At 59.3% G+C, this 13,242-nt stretch carries 12 protein-coding genes; 9 read left to right on the forward strand and 3 right to left on the reverse strand.

All coding sequences use genetic code 11. The features are described from left to right. Window positions 1-48: 48 nt before the first annotated feature. On the forward strand, window positions 49-2,820 hold the full coding sequence (locus ACW55A_RS05520) for an RHS repeat domain-containing protein (protein ID WP_498810687.1): 2,772 nt from the start codon (window positions 49-51) through the stop codon (window positions 2,818-2,820). A 107-nt stretch (window positions 2,821-2,927) separates the two neighbouring features. Here ACW55A_RS05520 and ACW55A_RS05525 read toward each other — a convergent pair whose 3' ends face one another. After that, window positions 2,928-3,788 (reverse strand): SDR family oxidoreductase, encoded by an 861-nt coding sequence (locus tag ACW55A_RS05525; protein ID WP_010411343.1) that lies wholly within the window; start codon window positions 3,786-3,788, stop codon window positions 2,928-2,930. Window positions 3,789-3,900: 112 nt separating this feature from the next. Further along, entirely contained in the window at window positions 3,901-5,040 is a 1,140-nt protein-coding gene (locus ACW55A_RS05530; protein WP_003318011.1) for a glutathione-independent formaldehyde dehydrogenase, read from the reverse strand. Window positions 5,041-5,311: 271 nt separating this feature from the next. On the opposite strand from ACW55A_RS05530, the gene ACW55A_RS05535 reads away from it, so the two are divergent. The 6 genes from ACW55A_RS05535 (at window position 5,312) to ACW55A_RS05560 (ending at window position 10,274) form a co-directional block, all read left to right on the forward strand. Then, on the forward strand, window positions 5,312-5,902 hold the full coding sequence (locus tag ACW55A_RS05535; RefSeq protein WP_005757904.1) for an amino acid synthesis family protein: 591 nt from the start codon (window positions 5,312-5,314) through the stop codon (window positions 5,900-5,902). A 53-nt stretch (window positions 5,903-5,955) separates the two neighbouring features. Then, complete coding sequence (locus ACW55A_RS05540; protein WP_455809015.1) at window positions 5,956-6,804, forward strand: alpha/beta fold hydrolase; 849 nt, start codon at window positions 5,956-5,958, stop codon at window positions 6,802-6,804. Continuing rightward, window positions 6,801-8,282, forward strand: coding sequence for an aldehyde dehydrogenase (locus ACW55A_RS05545; protein WP_498810686.1), 1,482 nt, complete (start codon window positions 6,801-6,803; stop codon window positions 8,280-8,282). Before ACW55A_RS05540 ends, ACW55A_RS05545 begins: the two co-directional genes overlap by 4 nt. A 13-nt stretch (window positions 8,283-8,295) precedes the next feature. Next, on the forward strand, window positions 8,296-8,781 hold the full coding sequence (locus ACW55A_RS05550; protein ID WP_044309617.1) for a flavin reductase family protein: 486 nt from the start codon (window positions 8,296-8,298) through the stop codon (window positions 8,779-8,781). 175 nt (window positions 8,782-8,956) lie between these two features. Continuing rightward, window positions 8,957-9,709 carry a GntR family transcriptional regulator gene (locus ACW55A_RS05555; RefSeq protein ID WP_003369267.1) on the forward strand — a complete coding sequence of 251 codons (753 nt, stop codon included), beginning with the start codon at window positions 8,957-8,959 and terminating at the stop codon, window positions 9,707-9,709. Between the two features lies 1 nt (window position 9,710). Beyond that, entirely contained in the window at window positions 9,711-10,274 is a 564-nt protein-coding gene (locus ACW55A_RS05560; RefSeq protein ID WP_455809017.1) for an NUDIX hydrolase, read from the forward strand. A gap of 32 nt (window positions 10,275-10,306) precedes the next feature. On the opposite strand, the gene ACW55A_RS05565 is transcribed toward ACW55A_RS05560, so the two are convergent. Next, complete coding sequence (locus ACW55A_RS05565) at window positions 10,307-10,597, reverse strand: DUF1330 domain-containing protein (protein ID WP_455809018.1); 291 nt, start codon at window positions 10,595-10,597, stop codon at window positions 10,307-10,309. 94 nt (window positions 10,598-10,691) lie between these two features. On the opposite strand from ACW55A_RS05565, the gene ribBA reads away from it, so the two are divergent. Together ribBA and ACW55A_RS05575 are read left to right on the forward strand one after the other, a co-directional pair. Further along, window positions 10,692-11,801 carry a bifunctional 3,4-dihydroxy-2-butanone-4-phosphate synthase/GTP cyclohydrolase II gene (ribBA, locus tag ACW55A_RS05570; RefSeq protein WP_498810685.1) on the forward strand — a complete coding sequence of 370 codons (1,110 nt, stop codon included), beginning with the start codon at window positions 10,692-10,694 and terminating at the stop codon, window positions 11,799-11,801. A 290-nt stretch (window positions 11,802-12,091) separates the two neighbouring features. Continuing rightward, a complete protein-coding gene (locus tag ACW55A_RS05575; RefSeq protein WP_498810684.1) occupies window positions 12,092-13,117 on the forward strand; it encodes an ABC transporter substrate-binding protein in 1,026 nt (341 codons plus the stop codon). The last annotated feature ends 125 nt before the right edge of the window (window positions 13,118-13,242 follow it).

Below are 13,242 nucleotides of genomic sequence, written 5' to 3' on the forward strand. Positions count from 1 at the left end.
TTACTTACATAGCCTGGACTCAAGTCACCAGTCAGGGATGACGTGATCATGAACGTACAGTCTGCCGCATTGCATCATCATACGCCCCCCCTGAGTGTCATTGAGCCACGCGGCCTGGAGATTCGCGCGATTGATTTTTGGCGCAACCAGGCCACGGACACGCCGGCAGTTCTTATAAACCGCGTGGCTCATGATGCTGCCGGGCATCCGGTCAACTGCTGGGATGCAAGGCTCTGGGAAAGCCAGGCTGCCGTCAATCTTGCCACTGTGTTTTCCCTGAGTGGTCAGGCGCTTCTCAGCGACAGTGTCGATGCCGGTTGGCGGCTGATGTTGGCCGGTGACAGCGGCGCGGTCGTGGCCGGATGGGATGGCCGTGGGACTGAGCGGAGCGTGCAGTATGACGCCCTACTCAGACCCGTTGCCATCATTGAAAACGGACGCTGCGTCGAGCGGCGGCAATACGGTGGTCCGGATACTCAGGGCCATAACCAGTGCAACCAATGTATACGCCATGATGACCCGGCTGGTTCGCGAATGGATACCGAGTTCGCCCTGACGGGTGGCGTGCTTGAACAGACGCGGCATTTCCACTTCAATCCCGAAAATGTCGACTGGCCAGAACCGCTGGCAGAACGTGACGCCCTGCTCGAATCTGGTCCAGGCGCGACTACGCGCTGGGCACACAGTCCGCTTGGCGATGTCATCTCGCAAACGGACGCCCATCGTAACGTCCAGACCTTTGCCCATACTGTGGCAGGTCATATTGAGGCCATTTCACTCAGCCTCTCCGGGCAGACAAAGCGAGTTCTGTTTCACAGTATCGATTACGACGCTCAAGGCCACGTAACCTCGGAAACGGCTGGCAACGGCGTTGTGACCAAGGCGGTGCACGACGCCGCAGATGGCCGTCTGATTGAACTCAAAGGCACACGGGCAGATGGTCAACTGCTGCAACATCTGCTCTATGACTACGACCCGATGGGCAATGTCCTGCGTATCGAGGATCGCGCCCAGCCGACACGGTGTTGTGCCGGTCAGCGCATTGAGCCGGTGTCGACTTATCAATACGACACGCTTTATCAGTTGATACAGGCTACCGGCAGGGAAGCCAAGAAAGTCAACCAAGGCCCTGTTTTTCCATCCTTCCAGTGTCCGCTCGACCTGACGCAGCTGGCCAATTACACGCAAACCTACCGCTATGATGCGAGCGGCAATCTGTTGCAACTGACCCACACGGGCACCCAGTCCCACTCGCGCACCCTGATCACTTCGCAAACCAGCAATCGCAGCCTGCCGGTTATCAACGATCGACCGCCGGATGAAGCGGCCATCGCTGCCGCGTTCGACGCCAATGGCAATCTGAATGAGTTGCAAGCCGGGCAAGCGATGAGCTGGGACTGGCGTAATCAGTTGCAGCAAGTGCGGCCGGTGGTTCGGGCAGCGGGTGACGACGACAAAGAGCGCTACATCTACGACGCCAGTGGGCAACGCCTGCGCAAAATCCATACGACCAAGGCGAAAGCCGTTGTCCACAGTGCCGAAGTGCGCTACTTACCAGGCCTGGAGGTGCACAGCAACAGCGCCACAGCCGAGACTTTGCACGTTATCGTCACCCAGGCCGGGCGCAACGAGGCTCGGGTATTGCACTGGCAGGCGGGTCAACCCGAAGGACTTGAAAACGATCAGGTTCGCTACAGCTTCGCCGATCATCTGGGGTCCGGCACCCTGGAGCTGGATAACAACGCGCGCATCATCAGCCAGGAAAGTTACTACCCGTTTGGTGGTACCTCGTGGTGGGCAGGGCGCAGTACGGTTGAAGCCAGCTATAAAACCATTCGATATTCCGGCAAGGAACGCGACGCGACGGGGCTGTACTACTACGGCCTGCGCTATTACGCGCCGTGGTTGCAGCGATGGATCAATCCGGATCCGGCGGGCACAGTGGATGGAATGAATCTGTATCGTTTTGTCAGGAATTCGCCTTTGCGGTTTGCTGATCAACAGGGGGCTGCTCCCTACGACGTGCCCATTACCGTTGTCGTTGCAAAGGACCTTTCCGAGTTCGCGCCTGAGCAGCTATCCAAAATGTATGACGTTAGGGATGTTGCCGTTTCGTTATTGGAGTTCACGCGTTCCGAGCTGCTAAAAGCATCACCGAGGCGAGACGTAAACAAGGCTTTCGACGCAACCTTTGGCGCGCTGGATCCGAGCGCTCGCGCCGCTACGAGTATCGACGTGGAAGATTCGTTACGGCAGATGCAGGAGCTCATTGAGTCCATCGGCAGTCCAGACTCTGATCTGACGCTGTTTCTTTTTAACGGACCCGAGGACATTCTCGCATCGACTGATTTTCAAGGCGAGTTTCAGGAATCGGTCGAACGGATTGGGGTGTCAACCTCTCTTCTTGCCCACTACGATGTGCTGGAAGTTGCACGATCCCTTATTCACGAGACCTCCCATGTCCGCCTGAATACAGTGGATGCGTTTTATTATCTGACGGATGCCAGTAAGCGCCTCGTTAATGGAGCGGATGCCACACAGGTTAAGACGTGGTCAGGCGAGTTCCGAAAGTCGTTAAGAAAAATCTCGACGCATGGCCCCAGGGAAAACCGATTCGATCCAGCCAACTATATATTCGCCATGCAGGCGTTGACCGAGAATGCGCGCACCCGAGCGGAGCGAAAACAAGAGTTCTTGAGCAACACAACGACCCGAACTTCATTATTGCTGATGAATGCCGACACGCTTTCGTCGCTTGTCATGGCGACCGGACAGCCTGCCCGATATGCGCAGACACGGATGAATCAGTCTGGAAATTAGACAATCAATGGCAGTACCCGCTTGAGCGAATACAGAGTGTCATTGACGCCTGAAAAAACGGTGCCTGTTTGAGCACCGTTTCAACAAAAAAGGCGTTGTCGGGGTAATTACAGAATCGGCTTGCCGCCCGTCACTGCATAGCGCGAGCCGGAAATGTAACTGGCTTCGTCAGAGGCCAGCAGCACATAGATCGGCGAAACTTCCACCGGCTGCCCCGGGCGCCCCAGCGGAGTCTCGCTACCGAAGCTTTTCACATCTTCGTCGGTCATGGTCGCCGGGATCAACGGGGTCCAGATCGGACCTGGAGCAACGCTGTTCACGCGGATGCCCTTCTCGCCCAGCAACTGCGCCAGACCACCGGTGAAGTTGGCGATTGCGCCCTTGGTGGTTGCGTAGGCCAGCAACGTCGGCTTGGGCATGTCCGAATTGACCGAACTGGTATTGATGATCGAGCCACCCCGCGGCATATGCGGAACCGCAGCCTTGCAGATGCGAAACATCGCCGTGATGTTGATATCGAAGGTTTTGACCCATTCTTCGTCGGAGATTTCGTCCAGCGTTTCATGCGTCATCTGGAACGCAGCGTTGTTGACCAGCACATCGATGCGACCAAACTCTGCAACGGTCTTGCTCACGATGTCTTCGCATTGCTGCTTCTGTGCCAGGTCGCCCGGCAACAGCAGGCATTTACGGCCCGCCTCTTCGACCCAGCGCTTGGTTTCTTGCGCGTCTTCATGCTCGTTCAAGTAGGAGATCGCGACCTGCGCGCCTTCACGTGCAAAGGCGATCGCGACTGCGCGGCCGATGCCACTGTCGGCGCCGGTGATCAGCGCGATCTTGCCCTGCAGGCGTCCGGAGCCCTTGTAGCTCTTTTCACCGCAATCGGGATAGGGGTCCATCTTGCCCTGCATGCCTGGAACATCTTGTGGCTGGCTGGCAAATGGCGGCTTTGGGTATTCTTCGTTCATCTGAATAAATCTCGTTGAATAAAATGTTGTGACTGAAGTGCTGACGCCCTTGTCGATCGCCTGTGGCAGATACAACAAGGGCTCTCAGGCAAGGCCTGGTCAACTGCGCTTATCACGCACCTGGCTTGAGCACGACCTTGGTCCAGCCTTCATCACGCGCATCGAAGTGCTTGTAGGCGTCAGGGCCTTCTTCAAGTTTCAGGCGATGGGAAATGATCTGCGACGGCTTGGCGCGACCGTGGTGGATCAGCTCGGCAAGGCGACGGTTGTAAGCCTTGACGTTGGCCTGGCCGGTGCGGATCTGCTGGCCCTTGAACCAGAACGAACCGAAGTCGAAGGCCATCTTGCCTTCCTTCGCGAGGTCGCTTTTGGCGCCCGGATCCTGCGGCACGAAAACGCCCACGACACCGATTCCACCTGTAGCCTTGGTCGAGGCAACGAGATTGTTCATGGTGACGTGGTTGGCCTCGTGACCATGACGGTCGCAGCACTGATAACCGACGCACTCACAGCCACGGTCGGTGCCTTTGCCATCGGTCAGATTGAGGATCTGATCCACTGCGCCCTGCTCCAGCGAGTTGATCGGCGTCGCGCCCATCTTCGCCGCGAGTGCCAGACGATCTGGATGGTTGTCGACCACGAACACCTGCGACGCGCCTTTGATCATCGCCGAGTGGGCAGCCATCAGGCCGACCGGACCGGCACCATAGATGGCAACGCTTTCGCCAGGCAGCAGCCCGGCCAGTTCGGTGGCATGCCAACCGGTAGGAAAGATGTCCGAGAGCATGACGTAATCCTCTTCACGCTCGGCGGCATCTTCGGGCAACAGCAGGCAGTTGAAGTCGGCATACGGCACACGCAACAGCTCGGCCTGGCCACCTTCATGATCGCCCATGTCAGCAAAGCCGTAAGCCGCACCCGCGCTGCCCGGGTTGGCGGTCAGGCAATAACCGGTCAGGCCCTTCTCACAGTTTTCGCAAAAGCCGCAGCCGATATTGAACGGCAGGCACACCCAGTCGCCCACTTTGATACGGTCGACGCCGGCGCCGACTTCGATCACCTGGCCGAGGTTCTCATGGCCGAAAATGCGCCCGGTCTCGAAAGACGTGCGGCCTTCGTACATGTGCAGGTCCGAGCCGCAGATATTGGTGGAGGTCACTCGGACAAGAGCATCTGTTGGCTTCTGGATCTTCGCATCCGGTACGTTTTTGACACTGACGTCACGCGGACCGCCATAGACGATAGCTTTCATGTTCTGAGTCTCCTTGGGTGAAAAATTCGACAGGGCCTTTTATGGCTCACCGAATATCTGTCACGACCAGAAGACGCCTGTTCAAAGCGATTGCCTTCGTACCTGACGAATGGTCATTGATGAACGCGTGCCAACGCTGCGCGCTCGCAGTGATTCGGGCAAATGAGGCGAGTCCCGGCCCCTGTATTCACTGCAAAGAAAGCATTTGCACGCACGATCTTATGGTATACCATCATACGAAATACAAAAGCACTTGCTCCGGGAGTCGTTCATGAGTTTTGAAATTCGCAAGATCGTCACGTACACCGAAGAAACCTTTATCGAGGGCGGCAAGGCCGCCGACAAGCCGGTCACCATGATCGGGCTGGCGGCCGTGATCAAGAACCCTTGGCTGGGCCGTGGTTTCGTCGAAGACCTGAAACCGGAGATTCGCGCCAACTGCTCCGCACTGGGTGAGTTGATGGTCAAGCGCCTCACCGATGCGATTGGCGGCGCGCAGAACATCGAGGCCTACGGCAAGGCTGCAGTGGTCGGGGCGGAAGGCGAAATCGAACACGCTTCGGCCGTGATCCATACCCTGCGCTTTGGCAATCATTACCGTGAGGCCGTCAAGGCCAAGAGCTACCTGAGCTTCACCAACAAACGCGGCGGCCCAGGTACGTCGATCCAGATTCCGATGATGCACAAGGACGATGAAGGGCTGCGCTCGCACTACATCACCCTGGAAATGCACATCGAAGATTCGCCGCGTGCCGACGAAATCATCGTAGTCCTGGGTGCCGCCAACGGTGGACGCCTGCACCCACGAATCGGCAATCGCTATATAGACCTGGAAGAGCTGGCGGCCGAAAAAGCCCAGTAACTCATGAAGGGCTCGTCGCCCGATCACCTTTGTCATCTGCGCAGGAGCGATCCATGATTCAGCTCACCGCTGAACACACCCCGGCGGGTACCAGCTATCTGGCTACCGGCCAAGGTCACCCCGTGGTGTTGATTCACGGGGTGGGCCTTAACAAGGAAATGTGGGGCGGCCAGATCGTCGGGCTGGCCACGCAATATCAGGTCATCGCCTACGACATGCTGGGCCACGGTGCCAGCCCTCGCCCCCACCCGGATACGGGCCTGCCAGGCTATGCCGAACAACTGCACGAGCTGCTGACGCACTTGCAACTGCCGCAGGCGGCGGTCGTCGGTTTCTCGATGGGCGGACTGGTGGCGCGTGCGTTTGCGCTGGAGTTTCCCCAGCACCTGTCGGGGCTGGTGGTGCTCAACAGCGTCTTCAATCGCAGCGCGGAACAGCGTGCCAGCGTCATTGCTCGCACCAGTCAGGCTGCCGAGCATGGCCCGGACGCCAATGCGGGCGAAGCGCTGTCACGCTGGTTCAGCCGCGAGTATCAGGCGGCCAGCCCGGCCCAGATTGCGGCCATTCGGCACAACCTGGCCAGCAACGATCCGCAGGGTTACCTGACCACGTACAAGCTGTTCGCCACTCAGGATATGTACCGCGCCGAGGATCTGGGCGATATTCGCGCACCGACGTTGATCGCCACGGGCGAACTTGACCCGGGATCGACGCCCGAAATGGCCCGCGAACTGGCCGCGCGTATCTCTGGTGCCGATGTCGCGATATTGCCCGATCAGCGTCATATGATGCCGGTTGAATCGCCACGCCTGGTAAACCAGGTATTGCTCGGTTTCTTCGAAAAGATCGGCCTCGACAAACCGGCGTCCGCTCACCATTCGATCAAGGGGATTGTTGCATGAGCCTTATACGCTTTCAGATGTGCATCGACGGTCAATGGGTCGATGCGTTGTCCGGCAAGACCTTCGACAGCCTCGATCCGGCGCGGGCCGAACCCTGGGCGCAACTGCCGGATGCTGACGAAGCTGACGTCGAACGGGCCGTTCAGGCCGCCCAGAAAGCCTTCGAGGGTCAGGCCTGGCGCGGCCTGACGGCCACGGCACGCGGCAAGCTGCTGCGTAAGCTGGGCGACCTGATTGCCGAAAACAGGGAGCAACTGGCACAGCTGGAAAGCCGCGACAACGGCAAACTGATTCGCGAAACCCGCGGGCAGGTCGGCTATCTGCCCGAATTCTTTCATTACACCGCAGGGCTGGCTGACAAACTCGAAGGCGGCACCCTGCCCCTCGACAAGCCCGACCTGTTCGCCTACACCGTGCACGAACCGATGGGCGTAGTGGCCGGAATCATACCCTGGAACAGCCCGCTGTACCTGACCGCCATCAAGCTGGCCCCGGCACTGGCGGCAGGCAACACCATTGTCCTCAAACCCTCGGAACACGCCTCGGCCACCGTGCTCGAGCTGGCGCGTCTGGCACTTGAAGCCGGCATTCCACCGGGCGTGGTCAACGTCATCACCGGTTACGGCCCGACCACTGGCGCGGCCCTCACCCGGCACCCGCTGGTGCGCAAGATAGCCTTCACCGGTGGCGCGGCCACGGCGCGTCATGTGGTACGCAGCAGCGCGGAGAACTTCGCCAAACTGTCGCTGGAACTGGGCGGAAAATCACCCAACATCATCTTCGCCGACGCCGATCTGGACAGCGCTATCAATGGCGCCGTCGCCGGCATCTATGCGGCGTCCGGGCAAAGCTGTGTTTCCGGCTCGCGATTGCTGGTGCAGGACGAAATCTACGACGAGTTCGTCGAACGCCTGGCAGAGCGCGCCAGTCGTATCCGCATCGGCAATCCGCAGGATGAAGGCACCGAAATGGGTCCGATGGCCACCGCTCAGCAACTGGCCGTGGTAGAAGGCCTGGTGGCCGACGCGCTGGCCGAAGGTGCACGCCTGCGTCTGGGCGGCAAGCGACCGACGCTGGACAGCAAAGGCTGGTTCTATGAACCTACGCTGTTCGAGTGCGATCACAATTCGATGAAGATCATGCAGGAAGAAGTATTCGGCCCGGTGGCATCGGTGATTCGTTTCAAGGACGAAGCCGAAGCGCTGGCCATCGCCAACGACTCCCAGTTTGGTCTCGCCGCCGGAATATGGACCCGCGACCTTGGCCGGGCACACCGTCTGGCGCGGGATATTCGCTCAGGTATCATCTGGGTCAATACGTATCGAGCCGTGTCGGCCATGGCGCCCATCGGCGGTTTCAAAAATAGCGGCGACGGTCGTGAGAGCGGGATAGACTCCGTGCTGGCCTACACCGAACTGAAAACGGTGTGGATCAACCTTTCGCAGGCGCCCATGCCTGATCCATTTGTCATGCGTTAACGAGGCCGCTGCGATGATAGAACCCGGTATTTACAAAGAAGTCATGGCGTCATTCCCTTCGGGCGTGACCATCGTCACCACCCTCGACCCTGAGGGCAACCTGTTCGGTATTACTGCCAGCGCATTCAGTGCGCTGTCCATCGACCCGGCCCTGGTGCTGTTCTGCCCTAACTATGAATCGGACACTTACCCGGTGTTGCGTGACAGCAAAAAATTCGCGATTCACCTGCTGTCTGCCGACCAGCAGACAGAAGCCTATGCCTTCGCCAGCAAGGGCAAGGACAAGACCAAGGGCATCGAGTGGCAGTTGAGCGAGCTGGGCAACCCGCTGCTGAGCAAGGCCACGGCGATCATCGAGTGTGAGCTGTGGCGGGAATACGACGGCGGCGATCACGCGATCATTGTCGGCGAGGTGAAAAATCTGATCCTGCCCGCGACACCGGTCACGCCGATGGTCTATCACCGGGGCAAGATGGGTGCACTGCCAGCCATCGTCTGAGGTAGCTCAGGGGAGTCTTGGTGGTTGCAGGCACGGGCGTGATAAACTCGGCCGCGACCCGGGTTCATCCATCCGGGCCATGCAGCAGCCCGCGCGGTTTGCGGGTTGCCGACATGAGCGAGACGTTATTTCCAGTCACGTTTTTACTTTGACAGCCCCATTCCGAGCACACCCGATGAAACGCCTGCCTCTCGACGACACCTTCAAGGTCAACCGCAACCCCGTCACACTGCGCGAGATCGTGCTGGACAAGCTGCGCAGCGCAATCATGAACTTTCAACTGCTGCCGGGCGATCGTCTGGTCGAGCGTGATCTATGTGACCGCCTCGGGGTAAGCCGCACGTCGGTTCGCGAAGCACTGCGCCACCTGGAATCCGAAGGCCTGGTGGAGTTCGCCGATGCCAAGGGCCCGCGTGTTGCAATCATCACGCTGGCTGATGCCTGCGATATCTACGAACTACGCTGCGTGCTGGAAGGCCTGATCGTTCAGCTGTTTACCCTGCGGGCCAAGCCCAAGGACATTCGCGCTCTGGAAAAAGCCCTGGAGGAAAATCGTCAGGCGCTCAAGGAAGGCGAACTGCAGCAGGTGATCGACTCGGTCCAGGGTTTCTACGATGTATTGCTGGAAGGCTCGGGCAACCATGTGGCCGCGACCCAGCTACGCCAGTTGCAGGCGCGCATCAGCTACCTGCGCGCCACCTCGGTATCCCAGGAAAATCGCCGCGGTGCCAGCAACAAGGAAATGGAGCTCATGGTCGAAGCGATCAAGAGCGGCGACCCGCTGGCCGCGCACCAGGCGTCGGTCGATCACGTACGCAACGCCGCACGTGTGGCGCTGGAATACCTCAAATCCAAGCAGGACGAAGACAGCAAAGTCCGTGACATCATCGCCCCCGTTGCGCTGAAAGAACCTCGCATAGGTCGCTGAAATGGCCACACCGCGCTTCTGTCCTCAATGCGGTAGCGCTGATCTGGCTCAGCGTGTCCCGTCTGGCGATACGCACGTGCGGCTGGTCTGTGGCGGCTGTCAGTATATTCACTACATCAACCCGAAGATCATCGCGGGTTGCATCATCGAGCAGGAAGGCAAGTACCTGCTTTGCCAGCGCGCCATCCCGCCGCGCCCGGGCACCTGGACACTGCCTGCCGGTTTCATGGAAAGCGGCGAAACCACCGAGCAGGCAGCGCTGCGTGAAGTCTGGGAAGAAACCGGTGTACGCGCCGAGATCCTTTCGCCCTACTCTATCTTCAGCGTGCCGCGCATCAGCGAAGTCTACATTGTGTTCCGCGCCATCGCGCTGGAGGTGACCGGCCAGTTCGGCCCGGAAACCCTGGATTACAGATTCTTCGCCCCCGAAGACATCCCGTGGGACAGCATCTATTACCCCGCCATCCGCCAGATACTGGAACGCTATATCGAAGAACGTCAGGCGGGTATCTACGGTATTTATATCGGTAACGACGACACCGGCAAGGTGCACTTTATCCGGTGAATGCCTGAAGCTTTCAGCTCGCAACTGAACGCTTAAAACTGCCCCTCGACGATCACGATCTCGGCCTTCGAAGCGCCCTGCCTGTGGCTCATCGCATACTCGTACTCGGGCGACCGATAACAGGCCAGCGCCTTCTCGTAGGATTCAAATTCGATAATCACCGTGCGCTGCGGCGTATCACGCCCTTCGAGCGCCTCGGAACGCCCGCCGCGCGCGAGGAACCTGCCACCAAACAGCTCGAAAGCCGCGGGGGCGCGCTGGGTGTATTCGCTGTACTGCTGAGGGTCGGTCACATCAACGTGTGCAATCCAATAGGCTTTCATCGCGATCTCACTGTTTCATTGATAGGCAATCTGTGAAATATTCTGTCTTATGGTATACCACGATTCATCCACCCATAAAACCGGGAAACTGACTATGGCGTTCGATCGCATCGAAGACATCATCGAAGACTACCGCCAGGGCAAGATGGTGTTGCTGGTCGACGACGAAGACCGGGAAAACGAAGGCGATCTGCTATTGGCTGCCGATTGCTGTTCGCCACAGGCCATCAGCTTCATGGCCCGCGAAGCGCGCGGTCTGATCTGCCTGACGCTGACCGACGAACACTGCCAGCGTCTGGGCCTGGAACAGATGGTACCCAGCAACGGCAGCGTATTCGCCACCGCGCTCACAGTGTCCATCGAAGCGACCACAGGTGTGACCACCGGCATCAGCGCGGCGGATCGTGCGCGTACCGTTCAGGCTGCCGTCAACCCGCACGCAGTACCGGAAGATCTGGTGCAGCCGGGCCATATCTTTCCATTGCGCGCGCGTGACGGCGGCGTCCTGACCCGCGCCGGGCATACCGAAGCGGGCTGCGACCTGGCCCGGCTGGCCGGTTTCACGCCAGCGTCGGTCATCGTTGAAGTCATGAATGATGACGGCAGCATGGCCAGAAGACCTGACCTGGAAGTGTTTGCCAAAAAGCACGGCATCCGCATCGGCACCATCGCCGACCTGATCCATTACCGCCTGAGCACCGAACACACCATCGTCAGGATTGGCGAGCGCGAACTGCCGACCGTGCACGGCACCTTCCGTCTGTTCAGCTACGAAGACCGCATCGAAGGTGGCGTGCACATGGCCATGGTGATGGGCGACATCCGCCGTGACGCCGCCACGCTGGTGCGCGTGCATGTTGTCGACCCGCTGCGCGACCTGGTCGGTGCCGAATACAACGGCCCCGCCAACTGGACGCTTTGGGCCGCCCTGCAACGTATCGCTGAAGAAGGTCACGGCGTGGTGGTGGTGCTCGCCAATCACGAATCCTCCCAAGCGCTGCTGGAGCGCATTCCACAGCTCACCCAGCCGCCACGCCAATACACGCGCTCGCAATCACGTATTTATTCCGAGGTCGGTACGGGCGCACAGATCTTGCAGGATCTGGGCGTCGGCAAGCTGCGCCACCTCGGCCCGCCACTGAAATACGCAGGGTTGACTGGCTACGATCTGGAAGTGATTGAAAATATTCCGTTTCCCGGCTGACCAGGCAAACGCTTGGCGCGCGAGCCTGATAATCCACCGCCTTTAACCGAAGGCGCTGACCAAAAAAGCCACTGTGAAGGCGTTTTGACAGGGCAAAACGCTTGCAGAAATTTTGGAATACCATAATATGACATTCCATAAATACAAGATCTGGTCAGACGCGCCCGGCGAGGGACAGCACTAATAACAGCACCTGACCTTTACAAGGTTTCAAGGCCCATTGGACCTACTGCTCCCGATTACGCGGGCAAGAAAAGCCCGCTCAAAACACAACAAATGAGGGCGTAAAAATGGTGTTGAACAAACGTGCAACAGCAGTCCTGGCCGCAGGCGTGCTGGCTTTCTCGAGTGTCGCCGCTATTGCCGCCGAGAGCGTCAACCTCGTGAGTTGGGGCGGCTCCACGCAGGACTTTCAGAAGGAGGCCTGGGCGGCGCCGTTCAGCAAGGCCAGCGGAATCACCGTCGTGCAGGACGGTCCTACCGACTACGGCAAACTCAAGGCCATGGTCGAAAGCGGTAACGTGCAGTGGGACGTTGTCGATGTCGAAGCCGACTTCGCCCTGCGCGCCGCCAGTGAAGGCCTGCTGGAGCCTCTGGACTTCAACGCCATCAAACGCGACGAGATCGACAAACGCTTCGTGACCGACCACGGCGCCGGTTCGTTCTTCTTCTCCTTCGTGCTCGGCTACAACGAAAGCAAAGTCGGCGGTAAGGCGCCGGGTGACTGGGCCGCGATGTTCGACACCAAGACCTACCCTGGCAAGCGCGCGCTGTACAAGTGGCCAAGCCCCGGCGTGCTGGAACTGGCTCTGCTGGCCGATGGTGTAGCGCCTGACAAGCTTTACCCGCTGGACCTCGACCGCGCCTTCAAGAAACTCGACACCATCAAGAAGGACATCGTCTGGTGGGGCGGCGGTGCGCAGTCCCAGCAACTGCTGGCTTCCGGCGAAGTGTCGATGGGGCAGATGTGGAACGGCCGGGTCTACGCCCTGCAGCAGGATGGCGCGCCGGTGGGTGTGAGCTGGAAACAGAATCTGGTCATGGCTGACTTTCTGGTCGTACCCAAGGGCACAAAGAACAAGGACGCTGCGATGAAATTCATCGCCAATGCAACCAGTGCCAAAGGCCAGGCGGACTTCTCCAATCTCAGTGCCTATGCCCCGGTCAATACCCAGAGCGTTGCGCGCCTGGACTCTACGCTGGCACCTAACCTGCCGACCGCGCACGTTGCCGATCAAATCACTCTCGACTTCGCATACTGGGCCAAGAACGGCGCTGATATTGCGACACGGTGGAACGAATGGCTGGTCAAGTAAAAATGACAGCGGTTGCTCCTCGTCAATCCATGCCGGCCGGGGGTGCCTCCAGCACCGCTGGCACGGCCAGCCAGAAGGCGCCGGGCATGCAGGCATCCCCTTCCCTCGCACAGCGCTGGCGTGGC

The sequence above is a fragment of the Plantibacter cousiniae (nom. nud.) genome, assembly GCF_977070315.1.

Bases quoted from the DNA above. Each gene is read 5' to 3' on its own strand.
- ACW55A_RS05520 (WP_498810687.1), top strand. From the start codon at position 49: ATGAACGTACAGTCTGCCGCATTGCATCATCATACGCCCCCCCTGAGT.
- ACW55A_RS05525 (WP_010411343.1), bottom strand. From the start codon at position 3,788: ATGAACGAAGAATACCCAAAGCCGCCATTTGCCAGCCAGCCACAAGAT.
- ACW55A_RS05530 (WP_003318011.1), bottom strand. From the start codon at position 5,040: ATGAAAGCTATCGTCTATGGCGGTCCGCGTGACGTCAGTGTCAAAAAC.
- ACW55A_RS05535 (WP_005757904.1), top strand. From the start codon at position 5,312: ATGAGTTTTGAAATTCGCAAGATCGTCACGTACACCGAAGAAACCTTT.
- ACW55A_RS05540 (WP_455809015.1), top strand. From the start codon at position 5,956: ATGATTCAGCTCACCGCTGAACACACCCCGGCGGGTACCAGCTATCTG.
- ACW55A_RS05545 (WP_498810686.1), top strand. From the start codon at position 6,801: ATGAGCCTTATACGCTTTCAGATGTGCATCGACGGTCAATGGGTCGAT.
- ACW55A_RS05550 (WP_044309617.1), top strand. From the start codon at position 8,296: ATGATAGAACCCGGTATTTACAAAGAAGTCATGGCGTCATTCCCTTCG.
- ACW55A_RS05555 (WP_003369267.1), top strand. From the start codon at position 8,957: ATGAAACGCCTGCCTCTCGACGACACCTTCAAGGTCAACCGCAACCCC.
- ACW55A_RS05560 (WP_455809017.1), top strand. From the start codon at position 9,711: ATGGCCACACCGCGCTTCTGTCCTCAATGCGGTAGCGCTGATCTGGCT.
- ACW55A_RS05565 (WP_455809018.1), bottom strand. From the start codon at position 10,597: ATGAAAGCCTATTGGATTGCACACGTTGATGTGACCGACCCTCAGCAG.
- ribBA (WP_498810685.1), top strand. From the start codon at position 10,692: ATGGCGTTCGATCGCATCGAAGACATCATCGAAGACTACCGCCAGGGC.
- ACW55A_RS05575 (WP_498810684.1), top strand. From the start codon at position 12,092: ATGGTGTTGAACAAACGTGCAACAGCAGTCCTGGCCGCAGGCGTGCTG.